General features: G+C 70.9%; 13 protein-coding genes. 6 read left to right on the top strand and 7 right to left on the bottom strand.

Annotation, left to right across the window (positions count from 1 at the left end):
- Window positions 1–4: 4 nt before the first annotated feature.
- Together AB0K12_RS03780 and AB0K12_RS03775 are read right to left on the bottom strand one after the other, a co-directional pair.
- Window positions 5–1,249 (bottom strand): FAD-dependent monooxygenase, encoded by a 1,245-nt coding sequence (locus tag AB0K12_RS03780; RefSeq protein WP_364555303.1) that lies wholly within the window; start codon window positions 1,247–1,249, stop codon window positions 5–7.
- Window positions 1,233–2,630, bottom strand: a complete 1,398-nt coding sequence (locus AB0K12_RS03775; RefSeq protein WP_364555302.1) for an MFS transporter — start codon at window positions 2,628–2,630, stop codon at window positions 1,233–1,235. Before AB0K12_RS03775 ends, AB0K12_RS03780 begins: the two co-directional genes overlap by 17 nt.
- A 96-nt stretch (window positions 2,631–2,726) precedes the next feature.
- Between AB0K12_RS03775 and AB0K12_RS03770 the strand changes: the two genes are divergently transcribed.
- Complete coding sequence (locus AB0K12_RS03770) at window positions 2,727–3,359, top strand: TetR/AcrR family transcriptional regulator (RefSeq protein ID WP_364555301.1); 633 nt, start codon at window positions 2,727–2,729, stop codon at window positions 3,357–3,359.
- A 47-nt stretch (window positions 3,360–3,406) separates the two neighbouring features.
- Here the strand turns inward: AB0K12_RS03770 and AB0K12_RS03765 are convergent, their stop codons facing one another.
- From AB0K12_RS03765 to AB0K12_RS03755, 3 genes are all read right to left on the bottom strand, one after another.
- The gene (locus AB0K12_RS03765; RefSeq protein WP_364555300.1) at window positions 3,407–4,135 is read right to left on the bottom strand and encodes a phosphotransferase; all 729 of its coding nucleotides are present in this window, start codon (window positions 4,133–4,135) and stop codon (window positions 3,407–3,409) included.
- Between the two features lie 211 nt (window positions 4,136–4,346).
- Window positions 4,347–5,993, bottom strand: coding sequence for a DNA recombination protein RmuC (rmuC, locus tag AB0K12_RS03760; RefSeq protein WP_364555299.1), 1,647 nt, complete (start codon window positions 5,991–5,993; stop codon window positions 4,347–4,349).
- A gap of 494 nt (window positions 5,994–6,487) precedes the next feature.
- The gene (locus AB0K12_RS03755; protein WP_364555298.1) at window positions 6,488–8,818 is read right to left on the bottom strand and encodes a family 20 glycosylhydrolase; all 2,331 of its coding nucleotides are present in this window, start codon (window positions 8,816–8,818) and stop codon (window positions 6,488–6,490) included.
- A gap of 156 nt (window positions 8,819–8,974) precedes the next feature.
- On the opposite strand from AB0K12_RS03755, the gene AB0K12_RS03750 reads away from it, so the two are divergent.
- The 5 genes from AB0K12_RS03750 to AB0K12_RS03730 are packed head-to-tail and all read left to right on the top strand — an operon-like array spanning window position 8,975 to window position 14,329.
- Window positions 8,975–10,474, top strand: a complete 1,500-nt coding sequence (locus AB0K12_RS03750; RefSeq protein ID WP_364555297.1) for a sulfatase-like hydrolase/transferase — start codon at window positions 8,975–8,977, stop codon at window positions 10,472–10,474.
- Window positions 10,475–10,517: 43 nt separating this feature from the next.
- Entirely contained in the window at window positions 10,518–11,516 is a 999-nt protein-coding gene (locus AB0K12_RS03745; protein ID WP_364555296.1) for an aliphatic sulfonate ABC transporter substrate-binding protein, read from the top strand.
- A gap of 27 nt (window positions 11,517–11,543) precedes the next feature.
- Window positions 11,544–12,731 carry an ROK family transcriptional regulator gene (locus AB0K12_RS03740; RefSeq protein ID WP_364555295.1) on the top strand — a complete coding sequence of 396 codons (1,188 nt, stop codon included), beginning with the start codon at window positions 11,544–11,546 and terminating at the stop codon, window positions 12,729–12,731.
- A 39-nt stretch (window positions 12,732–12,770) separates the two neighbouring features.
- Entirely contained in the window at window positions 12,771–13,562 is a 792-nt protein-coding gene (locus AB0K12_RS03735; RefSeq protein WP_364555294.1) for an ABC transporter permease, read from the top strand.
- A complete protein-coding gene (locus tag AB0K12_RS03730; RefSeq protein ID WP_364555293.1) occupies window positions 13,559–14,329 on the top strand; it encodes an ABC transporter ATP-binding protein in 771 nt (256 codons plus the stop codon). Before AB0K12_RS03735 ends, AB0K12_RS03730 begins: the two co-directional genes overlap by 4 nt.
- Before the next feature lie 4 nt (window positions 14,330–14,333).
- On the opposite strand, the gene AB0K12_RS03725 is transcribed toward AB0K12_RS03730, so the two are convergent.
- Both AB0K12_RS03725 and AB0K12_RS03720 read right to left on the bottom strand, forming a co-directional pair.
- Window positions 14,334–16,418: a hypothetical protein gene (locus tag AB0K12_RS03725; protein ID WP_364555292.1), complete on the bottom strand. Its 2,085-nt coding sequence runs from the start codon at window positions 16,416–16,418 to the stop codon at window positions 14,334–14,336.
- A complete protein-coding gene (locus tag AB0K12_RS03720) occupies window positions 16,418–17,374 on the bottom strand; it encodes a hypothetical protein (protein WP_364555291.1) in 957 nt (318 codons plus the stop codon). Before AB0K12_RS03720 ends, AB0K12_RS03725 begins: the two co-directional genes overlap by 1 nt.

Genomic DNA, 17,374 nt, shown 5'->3' with positions numbered 1-17,374 from the left:
GTCCTCATGACCTTTCGCCTGCGGGCACCGTATGGAAGGACCAACGCCCGCCGCCGTCCGCCGGTTCCCCCGCGGCGTCGGGCAGGGTGAGCGCCGAGTGGGCCGGCCGCTCCATCGGGACGGGGTCGCGGGTGAGGTCGCGCAGCATCGCGTCGCGCCGGTCCAGCGCCTCCTGCGTCGCGGGGAAGAGCACGCTGCCGCCGCCGTCCACGTGCGCCTGGTTGAGGGTGACGAACTCGCGGGTGTCCCGCTCGTACGCGGCGAACGCCTCCTCGTGCCCCGGGTGCACGGCCAGCGAACGGGCCAGCATGTACGCCCCGACCAGCGCGAGGCTGGTGCCCTGCCCGGTCAGGAACGACGGCGCGTACGCCGCGTCGCCCACCAGCGCCACCCGCCCGCTCGACCAGGCCGGCATGCGGATCTGGCTGACCGCGTCGAAGAACAGGTCGTCCGCCTCCCGCATGGCCGCCACCAGGTCGGGCACCCGCCAGGCCGCGTCCGCGAAGGCCGCGGCCACCAGGTCACGCTGCGCGGCGGGGTCGCGGAAGGCGCCGAACGGCGGGTCCGTACGCGCGAAGGTGAGGAACCCGTGCACCTCGTCGCCGTCACCCGCCGCGTAGAGGACGGCGGCCCGGCCCGGCGTGCTCCACAGCACCCCCTCGTGGGCGAGCCCGAGGATGTTCGGCATGGTGAACCCGGCGAAGCAGTGGCCGAGGTAGTGGTGGAAGCGGTCCTCGGGGCCGAACACGGACTCCCTGGTGCGCGAGTGCAGCCCGTCCGCGCCGATCACCACCTCGTACGTCCGCCGCCTGCCGCTCGCGAACGTGACGTCCACGCCCTGCCGGGTCTCGGTCATGGTCGCGATGGAGTCGCCGAACACGAACTCCACGTCGTCGCCGACGGCCGCGTGCAGCGCCTCGGCGAGGTCGCCGCGGCGTACCTCGAGGTCCTGGCCCGCCACGCTGCCGTCGATGAGCCGCGGATCGATCACGGCCACCTCGTCGCCCGCGACGTCGAGGAAGGTGAACTTGTGCATGTCCACGTGCGCCGCGCGCAGCCGATGCAGGATCCCCATGCGGCGCACCACCTCAAGCGCGGTGCCGCGCACGTCGATCGGGTAACCGCCGCCGCGCAGCCCGCCGGCCTTCTCGACGAGGGTGACGGCGAAGCCGTAGCGGCCGAGCCAGTACGCGAGCGCCGGGCCCGCGATGCCGCCGCCGGAGATCAGTACCTCACGCTTCGCGGTCATTGGACTTCCTTCCTCTATGGACGAGCAGGGACGTGGCCGTGATGACGCCGGCCAGGACGAACCCGAGCACGAAGCCCGACTCCCCCGGCACGCCGGACACCGGGTGGGCGCCCGCGGTGAGCAGCCCGGCGCTCGCCTGGATGCCGACCGCCGACCCGACGACCCTGGCCACCAGGACAAGGCCGGTGGCGATGCCGGTGTCCGCCTGGGCGACGGCGCCGGTCGTACCGGTGAGCAGGGCCGTGACGCAGACGCCCGCGGCCAGCGCGATCACCGCCTTGCCGACGACGAGCTGCCAGAGCTCGGCGTGCGCGGCGGCGAGGACGAGCAGCGTGGCCGCCATGACGGCGATCCCGGCGACCGCCACGGGACGCGAGCCGTACCGCCGCACCGCGAACCCGGCGATCGGGCCGCTCGCGGCCGAGGTGATGAGGCTGGGCAGCAGGAGCAGGCCGGTCGCGGTGGCGCTCACGCCGAAGCCGTAACCGTCGCCCGACACCCCGAAGAGCTGCGGGACGAGGTACGTCGCGGACCCCGACCCCACGCCCACGACCAGCGTCATCACGCAGGAGGTCCACATGCCGGGCGCGGTCAGCATCGCGAGGTCCACCATCGGCGCCGCCGCCCTGCGCTCGACCAGCACGAACGCCGTCCCGAACGCGATCGTGACGGTCACCACCGCGACGATGACGACCGGCCGCGCCCCGATCTCGGGCAGGATCGCCAGACCGGCCATCAGGGAGAGCATGGTGCCGCTCAGCAGGGCGAGGCCGGGCCAGTCGACGCCCGCGCCGGGCCGTCCCGCCGGGTCACGCGGCATCATCCTGGCCACGGCCACCGTGGCCGCGATGATCACCAGCGTCGGCAGCCCGAACATCGCATGCCGGGACAACCCCTCCGCCAGCGGCCCGGCGATGAGCGTCCCGACCATGCCGCCGCCGATGAACAGCCCCGTGACCAGCCCGATCGCCACCTGCGCGTCCCCCGGCGGCAGGTATTTGCGGACGAGGATGAACGACAGCGGCAGCACGCCCATCATCGCGCCCTGTAGCACCTGCCCCACCAGCAACACCGGCAGGTTCGGCGCGAGCGCGGAGACCAGCCCGCCCGCGGCGACCACCGCCATCAGCCGCATCAGCACCGGCTTCGCGCCGTAGCGGTCGCCCAGCTTGCCGGCGACCGGGGCGATGAGCGCGCCGGCGATGAGCGTGGTGATGGGCAGCAGGGCCGCGACGGCGGGGCTGACGTCCAGCTCGCGCTGGAGGAGCGGGAGCGCCGGCGCCATCACCGACTCCAGCACGCTGGTCGCGACGGCCAGCGTGCCGAGCGCGGCGATCGCGGGTCTTCCGATGCGGATGGGCGGTGCCAAGGTCTGCGTCATGAACGTCCTTCCCCCGTGGATGTGCGAGAACTACACTACAACGTGCAGTGTAGTCATTGCTACAACGGCCAGTGTAGTTCGGCTACGATCGGCACCATGCAGACCACGAAGACCCTGCGTGAGGGCTCCCCGCACAAGCGGGCCGCCATCCTCGCGGCGGCCAGGGAGCTGTTCCTCACCGACGGCTTCGACCGTTCCAGCATCGGGGCCATCGCCGCCAAGGCCGGCGTGTCCACCCGCACGGTCTACGACTACTTCGGCGACAAGCAGACCCTGCTGCGGGCCGTCGTCGAGGCCATCGGCCAGTCACTCGTGACCGCCGTCCAGCACACCCTCGACGCCACCCTCACCGGCCTCACCCGGCCGGACGAGCTGGAGGACGCGTTGGTGGCGTTCGCCATGCGGATAGCGACCGACATGCTCGGCTCCGCCGAGTACACCACCCTGCAGCGCCTCGTCGTGACCGAGTCCGGCCACCTGCCCGACCGCGCCGACCAGCCCATCTCCTACGCCCCCGACGAGGCGCTGGGCGAACGCCTCGCGGCCCTGGGTCGCGCCGGCCTCCTGTCCGTCCCCGACGCCCGGCTCGCCGCCGACCACTTGATCGCGCTGACGTTCGGGGTCGCACTGAGCCGGCTGGGCTCGGCGAACGCGGCGGAGGACACCCGCGTCCGTCCCCTGATCGAGGAAGGCGTCCGCACCTTCCTCCGCGCCTACCGCCCCACCTGAGGGCTCACCTGCGGGACTGCCCGCGCCGCAGAGGCACGAGCCCGCCCTCACCTGCGGGAATGCAGCACCGCGAGCTCTGGGGCGGGGTCGAAGCCGTGCTCGATCAGCCAATGCACCGCCTGCAGGCTGCGCACCGACCACCACCCGCGGATCGCCTCGACATCGACCTCAGCGCCGTAACCGGCGATGACGTCGGCGAGCCGGTCCTCGTGGTTGAGCGTCAAGATGGCGAGGTCGAACATCGCGTCCCCCGGACCCGCCTCCGACCAGTCGATCACGCCCGTGACCTCGTCGTCCTCGACGAACACGTGGGAGATCTGCAGATCGCCGTGGACGAACACCGGCGTCGACGGCCGCAACGCGGCCTCGGCGACGCGGCGGTTGCGCGCGACCACATCGGCACCGACCACCCCGTTCGCGACCAGCCACGCGCACTCGGCGTCGAGCTCCCGCACGACGTCGTCGAGGCTCCGCCCACCCCACGGCGGCAGCGGCGCCTCGTGCACCTTCCGTACGGCGGCCCCCGCCGCGACCCAAGCCGCCGACGACGCCGTGGACGGCTCGCTGAGCCGTCCAAGCGCTCTCCCGGGCAGCGCGGCGAGCGCGAGCACGGGCGGCCGCCGCCACAGAATCTCCGGAGTGGGAACGGGCGCCCAAGCCATCGCCGCGACCTCGACCTCGGCCCGCTCCTGATCGGCATCGACCTTCAGGAACACGTCCCCGACGCGCAAGGTCGCCCGCTCCCGATGAGCGACGACAACCTCGATCCCGTCCACGCGGGCATTATCACCACGAGATCGACGTCACGTCGCCAGGTTTTTCGTAGGCTGAGCCGGTGTCCTGGACCCTCGAAACCCCGGACGGCACCTCGCTGAAGGTCAACGCGTGGAACTGGCGTCGGGGTCGTGCATGACGGCCCTCTTCCATGAGGGACGTCGACCAGCGATCACGTGGCGAAGCCTCGCGAGCGGCGCCACGGCGGGACGCTCAACCTGCGAGCCCGTCCGCTGCGTCCGGCGCCGGCGGGATGGCTCGGACATCCGCCACCGCACCGGCCGATTCCCCGAGCTCGGGGGTGCCGAGCGGGCGCGTGCTCTGCTCGACTGCCTTGAGCTCGACCAGCCGGCCTTCCACGACCTTGAGTGTGTGGAATTTCCGCGCGGTCACCATGACCCTCCTCTCCATGGATCCGACCGTGTCGTTGTATGCCTTGACCGATCGGTCGAGGGATCTGCCCAAGCTGTTGAGGTGATCACCCATGGTCGAGAGCCGCTCGTACAGTTCGCGCCCAAGCTCGTAGACCTGCTTGAGATTGTCCTGGAGCGCAGCCTGCGTCCACGCGAACGCCACGGTGCGGAGCAGGGCGATGAGCGAGGTCGGCGTCGCGATCAGGACGTTCTTGGCGCTCGCGTACTCGAGCAGCGTCGGCTCCTTCTCCAGCGCCGGCTGGAGGAAGGCGTCGCTGGGTACGAACAGCACGACGAACTCCGGCGAGAGGACCTTCCGGAAATACTCCTTGCCTCCGAGCGCATCCACGTGCTGGCGCAACTGCCGGGCATGATCGGCCCAGTGCTTTTCCGCCTCAGTGTCGTCCACGGCCTCGATCGCCGACATGAACGCGGCCATCGGCACCTTGGAGTCCACCACGACATGTTTGCCCCCTGACAGATGAATCAGCATGTCGGGCCGGAGTGCGCCCTCGCTGTCGGCGAAGTGGACCTGGGTGTCGAAGTCGCACCGCTCGACCAGACCCGCCTGTTCCACGGCCCTCTTGAGATGCATCTCGCCCCAGGACCCGCGCACCTGCGGTTTCTTGAGCGCCTCGACGAGCGCCCGGGTCTCCTTGCGGGTCCGCTGTCCTTCCTCGGTCAGGGTGAGCAGTTGCCGGCTCAGCGAGGCTTCGGCGGCGACACGGCTCGTGGAGAACTCCTTGAGCTGCCGGTCCATCTCAGCCAGCTGTTCGTGGACCGGCCTGCTGGCCGCGCTGAGGGTCGCCTCGGCCTTGGTAACCAGTTCGGCCTGAGACTGCTTCAGCATCTCCTTGGTCGCCGCGCGCAGCGTCTCCTCCAGGAGGCGGTTGTTGTCCAGGCGAGTCTGGTCGAGCTCCGCGCGGACCGCCTGCACCGTCGCGGCCTGCTCCAGCAGCGCTTGCTTCTGCATGGCCGACTCGGCGAGCTGCGTCTTCAGGTCTTGGATCTCCGAGCGGAGAACCGACTCCTTCGCCCGCAACTCGGTGATCGCGAGTTCGCTGCCGCGCAGACGAGTGCCCGCTTCCGCTCCTCGCGCCTGCTCCGCCTGGAGTTCCGCTCGCAGACGCTCCGCATCGGCCGCCTTGCGTTGGAGGCTGTTCCGAGTCGCGTCCAGCTCGGCGGTGAGCCGGCCGAGTCGCTCGTCCAGCGTCCTGCGCTCGGTCAGCGCGGTGGTGTACGCCTGGTTGAAGTCGGCCAGTTGTCTCTGGAGCTTGTCCCGTTCGGCGCGCAGCGCGGCCGACTGCTCGGCCGCCTGGGTTCGCTGCTCCTCGGCCAGCTTCAACGCGAGGCGCTCGTCCGCCACGCGGCTACGGGCGATCAGATAGGCGATCGTGGCGCTGAGCAGCATGAGCAGGATCGCCAGTACGACAGGGAACAGGGTCATCTCAGGCCACCCGCTTCCAGTCCCGGCACCCACTGGTGGGGCGCGGAGAGGCCGAGGTTCCGGCGTCGCCATCCGCGCCGAAGTTGTGGCTGGTCACATCAAGTCCTCTCGCGGTCGGGCTGCTGAGCCCCATGGGGTTGGCGAGAGAACTGTGATCCGAGCGCCTTGCTGCCCGCTGAATTCAAGCCGATAACCCCATATATCGACATTTTTCGTGGCCAGCATTGCGAGCGGCTTGCCGCGGTCCAACCGCTTGAGCCGTATGAAGACGTTGTTCTGCGTGATTCTGGTCGGCCTTCTCTCGGCGAGCGGGTTCCAGGACGTCCCACTCCGTCGGCCATGTCGTGTGATCGGAGGTGACGTGATCGAAGCAGGGGTCCGCAGGTGCTGGAACCGCCGTGCGGACCCCTTGATCAGGATGGTGGTCCTGACCTCATGGCAGACGATGGGCCTGTGGCCGCCAGTCCGGTGTTCGCCGGCCGGCGTCGCGAGAATCAGTCGCGTACGGTGACCGTCAAGGTGCTGGTCGCTGGGGAGCGGCCGGGGGCGCGGGCTGTCAGGGTGCCGGTGTACGTTCCCGGTTCGTTGAACGATCTCCTGGAGGTGACCGTGAAGGCGCCGTTGAGGCGCATGTCCGGGATGCTGCCCTCCTGGTCCGTGGCCGGGGTCGGGTGCTCCTCGGTGCCGTCGTTCCACGTGATGACCGTGGAGAGGCCGGTTGCGGACTGGCCGGGGGCGGTGACGGTCCAGGTGGCGGCGGCGGGGTGGGCGATGCCCAGGGCCTCCAGGCGCCAGGGCACGTCGGCGGTGGGGAAGAAGTTCGTGCCCTGGACGGTCAACCGGCCACCCACCTTCGACAGCCGGTTCTTGAAGTCGTCGTAGTCGCGCTGGTCCTGCGGCGTCCAGCCGACCTCGGCGGTGGCGATGAGCCTGGGGTAGGAGTAGTACTCGGCCTGGCTGACGCGGCGGATGAACTCGCCCCACAGCGCCGACTCCACCCCCAGCACGCTGCGCTCCTGGATGCCGGGGACGAAGCGTCCCGGATCCCAGTTGTAGTGGCGGTCGAGGCCGCAGACCCCGCCGCACGCCCAGGTGCCGCCCTCCGGCTGGCGCGGGTCCTGCTTCTGCGGCACGTACGCGTGCGGCGCCGGCGACAGCACGACCTTGGCGCCGCGACCGTTCACGGCGTCGGCCACGGCGGCGGTGGAGCCGTTCCAGAACTGGACCACGGCGTTGTCCTGGGGCAGGGCGGTGCCCGCGTACTCGTTCCAGCCGACGACGGTCTTGCCGAGAGCGTTCACGTGAGCGGTGAAGGCGTCCACCATGCGCACGTAGTCGTCGTGGCCGGTGACGTGCGCCTCGTCGCCGCCGATGTGCAGGTACGGGCCGGGCGTCATGGCGGCGAGCTCGGCCAGCACGTGCTCGACGAACTCGTACGTGACCGCGCTGTCCGCGTCGAAGGAGGAGTAGCCGACGGCGCCGGTGCCGTTGTGCGGGACGGTGGTCTCGCCCGGTGCGGGCTTGGGCTGCGCGCCCGGGGTGTTGAGCTGCGGTACGGAGTGCAGCGCCGAGTTGACGTGGCCGGGCATGTCGATCTCGGGGATCACGGTCATGCCGTTCTCCCCGGCATAGCGGACGATCTCCGCGTAGTCGGCCTTGGTGTAGTAGCCGGTGACGCCGGGCTCGGTGCCCCGCTCGGTCATCGCGGTGCCGCCGCCGACCCTGGTGAGCAGGCCGTAGTCGATGCCGGACGGGTTCGTGGCGGGGTCGTCGATGACGATGCGCCAGCCCTGGTCATCGGTCAGGTGAAGGTGCAACCGGTTGATCTTGAACTGGGCGGCGGCGTCGATGTACCGCTTGACCTCGTCCACCGGGTAGAAGCTGCGGGCGACGTCGAGCATCATGCCGCGGTGCGCGAAGCGGGGGTAGTCGGTGATCCGCACGGCCGGCACGGTCCATGCGGCGTCGGCGACGTCGTCCGACTCGACCCACTGCGGGAAGAGCTGGCGGAGCGTCTGTGCGCCGTTCCAAGCCCCGTTCGAGGTGGATGCCCTGAGGCGGATCTCGGCGGCCGTCACCGACAGGGTGTAGCCCTCCTCCTCGTGGCCCCGCGGACCCTTGCCAGGGTCGACCTCGATGACGATGGGCGCGGGGCCACGTCCGTGAGCGGCGGTGGAGCGGCTCAGGAGCCGGCCCAGGAAGCCGGCCGCGGCCTGGGCGCCGTCGCCCTCGGCCAGGACGCGGGTGTTCTTGTGCAGGGTGAACGGCGCCGCGCCGGTCTCCGTGACGGACACCGGCCGCGGGATCAGCCCCAGCGTCGGCTCGGGCGCGGCGGGCGGCCCGTCCCAGATCTCGAACTCCGCGATGGAGTAGCCGTACGCGGCCCAGCGCTTGCGGCCCTGCATGCGCACGTACCCGACCGGCTCGTCGGAGCCCAGGGCGATGTCGTCGGTACGCGGGCAGGTGTCGCGCTGCAGTGAGGCGACGTCGGTCCAGGTGGCGCCGTCGACCGAGGTCTGCAGCACGAAGTCGCGGGCGCAGGCGTTCGGCCAGTGGAGGGTCACGTGGTCGACCGTGGCCGGCCGGGCGAGCTGGACCTGCACCCAGTTGTCGTCCTCGTACTTGGACGACCAGCGGGTGGCGGTGTCGCCGTCGTTCACGTGAGCGGCCACGAAGCCGGCGCGGTCCAGCTCGACGCTGGAGGCGGTGGCCGTGCCGGTCAGGGCGAGGTTGACGGGCGGATCGGCGGCCCTGGCGGCGGGGGCCGGGGCCAGGAACATGGCCGTGAGCGCGGCAGCCGCGAAGGCCGTGAGGGGGCGGCGCATCGAACTCCTTCTCTAGGGGCGTCAGGCGCTCAGTGTGATCGCAGCCGCCGATTAAGGTCAAGAGATGGGACTAAAAACCCCGCCCACAGCTCTTGTCGAAGCGGCGATGAGCCCTTTAACGTAAAGGCTCTGGACTTAATGGCGATCGGAGTATGAGTGACCAGTCCACGCAACGTCCTGTTCCTGATGACCGACCAGCATCGGGTGGACACCCTCGGCTGCTACGGCAACCCGGTGATACGCACCCCAGCGCTGGACGGCCTCGCGGCGGAGGGCGCGCGCTTCGACCGGTTCTACACACCGACGGCCATCTGCACCCCGGCGCGGGCCTCGCTGTTCACCGGCCTCCACCCGTTCAGGCACGGCCTGCTCGTCAACCCCGAGCGCAACGGCGGCGGCCGCGACGAGGTCGCCGAACACCACCCCGTGCTGTCCGCGCCCCTAAAGGGGGCGGGCTACAACATGGGACATGTCGGCAAATGGCACATCGGCCGCGAGCGCGGCCCCGAGCACTACGGCATCGACGGCGAGCATCTCCCCGGCGCCCTGAACCCCTTCCACCACCCCACCTACCAGCAGTGGCTCAAGGAACAGGGCCATCCGCCCTTCGCGGTGGAGCGCCCCGTCTTCGGCAAGGCCCCGAACGGCACCGGCCGCGGTCACCTCATCGCCGGCCGCCTCAAGCAGCCGCCGGAGGCCACGATCGAGACCTTCCTCGCCGACCGGACACTGGAGTTGCTGGACCGGTACGCCCGCGACTTCCACGACGCCGGCCGCCCGTTCATGCTGTCCTGCCACTGGTACGGCCCCCACCTGCCGTACCTCATCCCGGACGAGTACTACGGCTTGTACGACCCGGAGCAGATCCCGCTGCCGGAATCCATGGCCGAGACCTTCGACGGCAAACCGGAGGTGCAGCGCCGCTACTCCGAGTACTGGTCGGCCGACCACTTCGACGCCGACGCGTGGCGCCGGCTGATCGCCGCCTACTGGGGCTACGTGACCATGATCGACGTACAGATCGGGCGGCTGCTGTCCGCGCTGCGCGAGCTGGACCTGTGGGACGACACGGCGGTGATCTTCACGGCCGACCACGGCGAGTTCACCGGCGCCCACCGGCTCAACGACAAGGGCCCGGCGATGTACGAGGACATCTACCGCATCCCCGGCATCGTCCGCGTGCCGGGCGCACCGCCGCGCACCGTGGACGCCTTCGCCACCCTCATCGACCTCAACCCCACGATCCTGGAGCTGGCCGGCCTGCCGCCCCAGGAGCCGTGCGACGGCACGAGCCTGCTGCCGCTGCTCTCCGGCGCCCCCTCCGAGGGCCGCGACGAGGGCCTCGACGAGGTGGTCACCGAGTTCCACGGCCACCACTTCCCCTACTCCCAGCGCATGATCAGGGACCGCCGCCACAAGCTGGTGTTCAACCCCGAAGGCGTCCACGAGCTGTACGACCTGGACAGCGACCCGCACGAGCTGCGCAACCTCTACGCCGTGCCCGCCTATGCGGAGGTCCGCAGGGACCTCACCGTACGGCTCTACCGCGAGCTGCTGCGCCGCGGCGACCCCGCGTACACCTGGATGAGCTACATGGCCGACATCGGCGAAGGACGCGCTCCCGACGTGGACGGCGTCGCGGACGACGTGGCATGAAGGCCACCCGTCACCCCCCTTCAGAACGAGAAAGGATCCGCCGATGAGGCGTCCCCGCATCCTGGCCTCCGCGCTCGTGGCGCTGGCCGTCCTCCCGCTCGCCGCCGGGTGCGGCACATCCGACGGCGACGGCGACGGGGCGAAGAAGGTGCGCTTCGGCTACATCGCCGACTTCGCCGGCGCGGCCGTGCTCGCCGCCGCCGACCAGCAGGACCTGTGGGCCAAGCACGGGCTGGAGCCCGAGCTGAAGGTGTTCACGAACGGTCCCGTGCAGATCCAGGCGCTGGGCGCGGGCGACATCGACTTCGGCTACATCGGCTCAGGCGCCACGTGGCTGGCCGCGAGCGGCAAGGCCAAGATCATCGCGCCCAACATGCTGGGCCAGGCCGACCGCGTGATCACCCATCCTGGCACCGGCATCTCCTCCATCGCCGACCTCAAGGGCAAGAAGGTGGGGGTGCCCGAGGGGACGTCCGGCGACATGATCCTGGAGCTGGCGCTGAAGGAGGCCGGCCTGTCCGGCAAGGACGTGCAGAAGGTCAACATGGACCCGAGCACGGTCGTCACGGCCTTCAGCGGCAAGCAGATCGACGCGGCGGCCATCTGGTACCCGCTGATCGACACCATCAAGAAGAACGTCCCCGACACGGTCGAGCTGACCAAGAGCGAGGACTACTACCCCAAGCTGAGCTTCCCCAGCTCGTTCGTGGCCCGCAACGAGCTGGTCGCGGAGGACCCTGAGACGGTCACCAAGGTGCTCAAGGTGCTGCAGGAGGGCAACGACTGGGTCGCCGCGCACCGGGGCGAGGCCGAGACGCTGACGGCGACGTTCCTGAAGGTGCCCGCCGAGCAGTTCAAGGGCGCCTCCGCCGTCACGAAGGTCGTGCCGACGAGCGAGCTGAAGCAGCTCGTCGCGGACGGCTCGGTGGCCGGCTGGTACAAGGGCCTGGCCGACCTCTTCGTCACCATGGGCAAACTGCCCACGTCCCCCGATCCCGCCACCTATCTGGCGGCCGATCTGTACCAGGCGGCGGCCGGATGACCACCTTCGTCCCACCATCATGTAGCCATGTCGAGTCCGACTGACGCCCTGCAGCGGCTGCGTCGCGTGCACGAGGACGCCGTCCTGTCCACGTTGCGCGCCGCGGGCGCATTGAGCCGCGCTCAGCTCACCGAGCGCACCGGCCTGTCCCGTACCACCATGTTCGCGATCGTCTCCGGTCTCCTGGAGCGGGGCGTGCTGATCGAGACCGAGGGCTCGGCGGCCGAGCCGCGCGGGCGCGGCAGGCCGGCGGCCCTGGTCTCGCTCAACCCCGACGCGGGTCTGCTCCTGGGCCTGGACCTGGGACGTAACCGCGTACGCCTCGCGGTGGCCAACGCCGCGCACCAGGTGGTCGCCACCGCCTCCGCCGACCTGCCCGGCGACGCCGGCCCCGAGGAGGAGGCGGAGACCGCGGTACGCCTGGTCCTTGAGGGCGCCGCCGGGCGCGGCCTGAGCCTGGGCGCCCTGGAGGCGATCGGGCTCGGCCTCGTCGGCGTGGTCGACGACCCGCCGCCGCAGGTGGCGGCCGTTCCCGCGCGCTACGAGCCGCTCGCCCGCAGGCTGGAGGACGAGTTCGGCGTACGGCTCGCGGTCGACAACAACGCTCGCCTCGCGGCGCTCGCCGAGGCGACCTGGGGCGTCGGCAGGTCGGTGCGCGACATGGTGTACGTACGCTGGTCGATCGGCGTCGGCGGCGGCTTCATCACCGGCGGACGGCTGCTGCGCGGCGCGCACGGCGCCGGCGGCGAGGTCGGACACGTCTCGCTCGACCCGGAAGGACCGCCCTGCCACTGCGGCTCGCGCGGCTGCCTGGAAGGGCGCGCCGGCGGCCGGGGTCTGCTGGAGGCGTGCGCCGCGCGCGGCGTCTCCCTGCCCGCCCTGGACGCGCTGGTCGCCGCGGCGCAGGACCGCGTACCCGTCGTGTGCGACGTCGTGGCCTCGGCCGCCGCCGACCTCGGGCGCGTGCTGGCGGGCACCGTCACCCAGCTCGACCCCGCGCTGGTCGTGATCGGGGGCGAGCTGGCCGGGCTGGGCAGTCTCGTCCTCGACCCGATCCGCGACGCCATCGCCCGGCAGGCGCTGCCGCGCTCCCCACGCGAGATCGCGGTGGTGCCCGCCGACCTCGGGGTGAACGCGTCCGCGATGGGCGCGATCGCTCTCCTCCTGCACGAGGAGCCCTCGATCCCCGCCCACCTCCGCCCCGCCGTCCCCTAGCCGCCGAGAGGCCCGCCCCACCATGAACGGCCCGCACCCATGACCGCGACGACCATGACCAAGCCCTCCGCATCCCCCAGACGACGCCCCAGCCGCACCACCGTGCTCAACGTGACGGCCGTGATCGCCGGGCTCGGAATCTGGACCGCGCTGTCCCGCCTCGGCGTCCAGAGTCTGCCCGGCCCGGTCGAGGTGATCGGCCGCGGCGCCGAACTCGTCACCGACGGCACCCTCACCGGCGACATCCTGGCCAGCCTGCGCCGCGTCTTCATCGGGTTCGCGCTGGGCACGGTCCTAGCGATCCCGATCGGCTTCCTCATGGGCTGGTACGCGACCGCCCGCGCCCTGATCGAGCCGTACGTCCAGTTCTTCAGGACGATCCCGCCCCTGGCGATCATCCCGCTGGCCATCCTGCTGATGGGCATCGGCGAGACGCCCAAGGTGTTCGTGATCTTCCTGGCCGCGTTCCTGTCGAGCGTGGTCTCCACCTTCCAGGGCGTGCTGGACGTGGACAGAACCCTCATCAACGCCGCCCGCGTGCTGGGCGCGTCCGACCGGACGATCTTCGTCAAGGTGGTGGTGCCCGCCTCGACGCCGTTCATCATCGTCGGCATGCGCATCGGCCTCGGCGCCGCCTGGGGCACTCTGGTGGCGGCCGAGCTGATCGCCGCCCAGGAGGGGCTGGGCTACCGCATGCAGCAGGCCCAGCTCTACTACGACCTTCCCACGATCTTCGTCGGCCTGATCAGCATCGGAGTGCTCGGCCTGGTCATGGACCGGCTCCTCCTGCTGGCCGAGCGCCGGCTCACCGGATGGCAGGAGCGCCGATGACCCCCAAGATCTCCTTCAGGAACGTCTCGAAGACGTTCACCCTCGCCAGCGGGGACTTCCTCGCCCTCGATCACGTGGACCTCGACATCGCCGACTGCGAGTTCGTCACCGTCGTGGGCCCGTCAGGCTGCGGCAAGAGCACGCTGATGAGCATGGCCGCGGGCCTGCTGGAGCCGGGCACGGGCCAGATCCTGCTGGACGGCGCCCCGGTGACCGGCCCTGGCCCCGACCGCGGCGTGATCTTCCAGCAGTACGCGCTGTTCCCGTGGCTGACCGTACGCAAGAACGTCGAGTTCGGGCTGAAGCTCCAGCCGATCCCCCCGGAGGAGCGCCGCCGGCGCGCCCAGCACGCGATCGATCTGGTCGGATTGACCGACTTCGCCGACGCCCTCCCGAAGACGCTGTCCGGCGGGATGAAACAGCGCTGCGCGATCGCCCGCGCGTACGCGGTCGGCCCGCAGGTCCTGCTCATGGACGAGCCGTTCGGCGCGCTGGACGCGCTCACCCGCGTGCAGCTGCAGGACCAGCTCCTGGACACGTGGAGCCGGGACCGGCGCACGGTCATGTTCATCACCCACGACGTGGACGAGGCCGTCTACCTGGCCAACCGCGTCGTGGTGATGGCCGCCCGGCCCGGCCGCATCCACCGGGTCGTGGACGTGGACCTGCCATATCCGCGTACGGAGGAGGTGCGCCTGTCCCCGGAGTTCGGCCGCATCCGCAACGAGGTCTGGCACGCGGTCTACCACCAGCCGGCCGCTGCGTGATGTCTCAGGCCTGACCTCCAGGGGAGCGTCGGACGAAGGGCAGGGCGCGGCGGGGGCCGGTCATCCGCTCCAGGCCCTGGCCGATGTCGGCGGCCGCCTTCTCGGTGACGCCCGAGCCCAGCTGGTCGGCCGCGCGCTGGGCGAGCCAGTAGAGCAGCTCCCGTGCCGTTCCCGGGCCGCTCTCCGCCATGATCGCGAGCAGTTCCTCCAGCCGGAGGGGGCGGCCGAGCCCGTTGAGCGCCGCATTGACCTCGTGCTCGGTGAGCGGGGTGGGAAAGCGCCGGCGGAGCCCCTCCCGGACCGACTGGATCGTGCCGATGGAGGAGGACGCCGTCTCCGGGAGCCGGCCGCCGAAGAGCCTGCGCGGGCTGCGCAGCGCGCGGACGAGCGCGGGGGCGGTCATCCTGGTGAGTCCGTCCTCGATGTCCCGTTTGATCGGGCCGTCCAGCCCCAGCTCGCGCAGCGCGTGCGCGGCCAGCCCGGACAGCAGGGCCGCACTCGTGCCCCAGCCGCTCTCCGCCATGATCGCGAGCAGGAACGCCTGCGGCGGGGCCTCGTCCAGGGCTTCAAGGATCTCCTTGACGTCCCCGGGCAGGAGCAGGCGGCCCCGGCTGAGCCGCAGGATGTGGCGGTGACGCTCCAGGCTGTCGTCGTGGAAGCAGGCGGAGATCGGCCTGACCAGGTAGCGGCGGCGGTGGAGCTGCTCGCCGACGTCCTTCCCGCCGCCGCGGCCGTCCAGCTCGCGCAGGACGCCGTCCAGCACGTGGCGCTCGCGGGAGCGCTCGATCAGGTTCAGCAACTCCTCGACGGGCAGGCCCGACAGGACCCGCCGAACCATCCCGCCGTCGCCCGTGAGGAAGGCGATCCGCAGTTTGACCAGGGGATCGCAGCGGGCGGACACCGCCTTGAGCGCCTTGGCGAGCGGGCCGGGAAGGGCTCCGAGCGGGCCGAAGTCGCCCCGGAGGTCGTCGATGTCCTGAGGGTGGAGGACGGGGCCGTACAGGAGACTCAGGAGGGTGCGGAAGAAGGTCTCCGCGGCAGGAGAGCCGGACAGCCGGTCGGGCAGCGGGGTCAGGTTCCGCTGGACGATGACGCGGTAGGCCCGGCGGTCGGCGTCGGTGACGCGGTCGAGAGCCTGCGACAGCCGGCCGTTGAGCTCGTGCAGCCGCGCCTCGTCGGCGCGGGCGAGACCGGCCAGCGACTCGGGAAGCAGCTGCCGCACGGAGGAGGCCAGCCTGATCGCGGCGTGCTCGCGTACGCGCATGAGGGCCTCGGCGCGGTCGGCCGCGCTGTCGAGGTCGAGCGGGCGATCGAGGCCGGCCAGGCGGCTGATCAGACCGGTGAGGCCGTCGGCGTCGTACTGCGCGAGCTCCTGCTCGTAGTGGCCGGCCTCGGCGGGGAGATCGTGCGGAACGTCCCGCTCCCACGGCAGCTCCCAGGCGCCGTGGGCGGGCGCGACCTCGGCGAAGGAGAGCCGGATGCGATGCCTGGAGGCGCTGTTGGTCCAGGTGGAGACGGCGAGCCGGCTGCGCATGCCGTACGGGAGGAGCGCCGCGACGCAGTCGAGGAAGTCGAGCCGCTGCTCCAGCGGGAGCTCGGCGCGGACCACGCAGACGGGCCGGCCGGTGAGCAGGAGCGCCGCCGCCCGGCACGCGGTGGCGTTGGCCGCGCCGGCCAGCCTGGGCGGGTCGTAATCGTGCAGGCTGAGCCGGAACGGGCTCTCCCCGGAGAAGTCCTTGCGCTGCAGCGCCTCGTACAGCGCGCGGTAGGAGAGCGGGATCTTCGCGACCTGCTCCCAGCGCAGGCAGACGTGCCAGGTCATCGTGTACGGCCGGTGGAAGCCGTCCTGGGACTCCGGCCTCGTCTGCAGCGACAGGCCGAGCCAGGACTCGCCGCCCCGGTCGAAGGGGCTGGCCGCCACCCGCGGCAGCGCCTTGGGCTCCACGGTGCCCGAGGCGAACGACTTGAGCCAGTCGGAGAACTCGGCCCTGCTCAGCGCTCCCGTACTGGAGCCGATCACGTCGTAGTCGTCCAGGCTCTGCGGCGTCTTGCCGAGGACCGCCCAGTGAGCGGTCGGCCGTACCGCCATCACCCGCTCCTCATCGAACGCGAGCTCAGCATGTCGCCGAGCCAGATCACCGGCTCCATGACGTTGATGGGACGGACGGCGCCGCGGATCATGAGGCCCTTGTGCGGATCGTCGATGACGTTGAGGAAGTCGTCCGGGTCGAACCGGCGGCGGCGCTCGTCGATGTACATCCCCACCGACGAGGTCACGAAGAACCGCACGCGGTCCTTGTGGAAGTAGGTCTCGATCAGATCGACGATCATCTCCGCGTTGTGGCTGCGCCCGTGCCGGCAGAGCCGGTGGAAGAACTCCCTGGCCCGGTCCTCGTCCACGCGCGGGATGCGCAGCTCGTCGTTGACGTCGGGCTCGGCGAGCTTCCACCGGTCGGCCAGCATCAGCACCCGCGGGTCGTCATATTTCGTGATGCAGACGGCTATGTAGTGGGGCAGCTTGCCGTCGGCGAACTCGTCCCCCACCAGCATCTGCCCGGCGACCTCGTTCAGGGCCTGGTCGAGGTGCTTGAAGGCGTCGCCGACCCGGCTCTCCCTGTCGGGGTCGAACATGTAGATCAGCCCGCGGCTCCTGACCAGGCTGGCCACCAGGGCCTCCTTGTCGACGCTCGCCTGCTCTTCGGCGTACAGGCCGCCGCGCGGATCCAGGAAGTCGAGCCTGATCCGCGGCGCCCTGCCCGGCAGGGTCCGCCACGGCCGCCACCACTGCCGCCGGCTCTCGGCCGCGCCGATCAGCAGCCAGTTGTAGTACGTCAGGGACTCGGTCGAGTCGGGGAACATGCGATCGTCCAGCAGCCTGTTGCGGAGCTTGATCAGCTCGGCGCCCGACGCCTGGTTCTCGCCGACCAGCCTCCAGCTCGTCCCGGCCCTGTTCAGCGCGATGCTCAGCGCCGCGAGGAAGGCGGTCTTGCCGCTACCCGAGGCGCCCCACATCGCGATGTCGGGCGCGGGTTCTGACTCGGTCAC

The organism is Nonomuraea sp. NPDC049419 (assembly GCF_040676995.1).
Classification (GTDB): Bacteria; Actinomycetota; Actinomycetes; order Streptosporangiales; family Streptosporangiaceae; genus Nonomuraea; species Nonomuraea salmonea.
The sequence above is the reverse complement of the archived record's forward strand: the minus strand, read 5'-3'. Positions and strand labels throughout refer to the sequence as shown.

Excerpts from the sequence above, each read along its gene's own strand:
- AB0K12_RS03755 (WP_364555298.1), bottom strand. The coding sequence starts at position 8,818 with ATGCGCCGCCCCCTCACGGCCTTCGCGGCTGCCGCGCTCACGGCCATG.
- AB0K12_RS03730 (WP_364555293.1), top strand. The coding sequence starts at position 13,559 with ATGACCCCCAAGATCTCCTTCAGGAACGTCTCGAAGACGTTCACCCTC.
- AB0K12_RS03780 (WP_364555303.1), bottom strand. The coding sequence starts at position 1,249 with ATGACCGCGAAGCGTGAGGTACTGATCTCCGGCGGCGGCATCGCGGGC.
- AB0K12_RS03735 (WP_364555294.1), top strand. The coding sequence starts at position 12,771 with ATGACCGCGACGACCATGACCAAGCCCTCCGCATCCCCCAGACGACGC.
- AB0K12_RS03745 (WP_364555296.1), top strand. The coding sequence starts at position 10,518 with ATGAGGCGTCCCCGCATCCTGGCCTCCGCGCTCGTGGCGCTGGCCGTC.
- AB0K12_RS03725 (WP_364555292.1), bottom strand. The coding sequence starts at position 16,418 with ATGGCGGTACGGCCGACCGCTCACTGGGCGGTCCTCGGCAAGACGCCG.
- AB0K12_RS03775 (WP_364555302.1), bottom strand. The coding sequence starts at position 2,630 with ATGACGCAGACCTTGGCACCGCCCATCCGCATCGGAAGACCCGCGATC.
- AB0K12_RS03740 (WP_364555295.1), top strand. The coding sequence starts at position 11,544 with ATGTCGAGTCCGACTGACGCCCTGCAGCGGCTGCGTCGCGTGCACGAG.
- AB0K12_RS03770 (WP_364555301.1), top strand. The coding sequence starts at position 2,727 with ATGCAGACCACGAAGACCCTGCGTGAGGGCTCCCCGCACAAGCGGGCC.
- rmuC (WP_364555299.1), bottom strand. The coding sequence starts at position 5,993 with ATGACCCTGTTCCCTGTCGTACTGGCGATCCTGCTCATGCTGCTCAGC.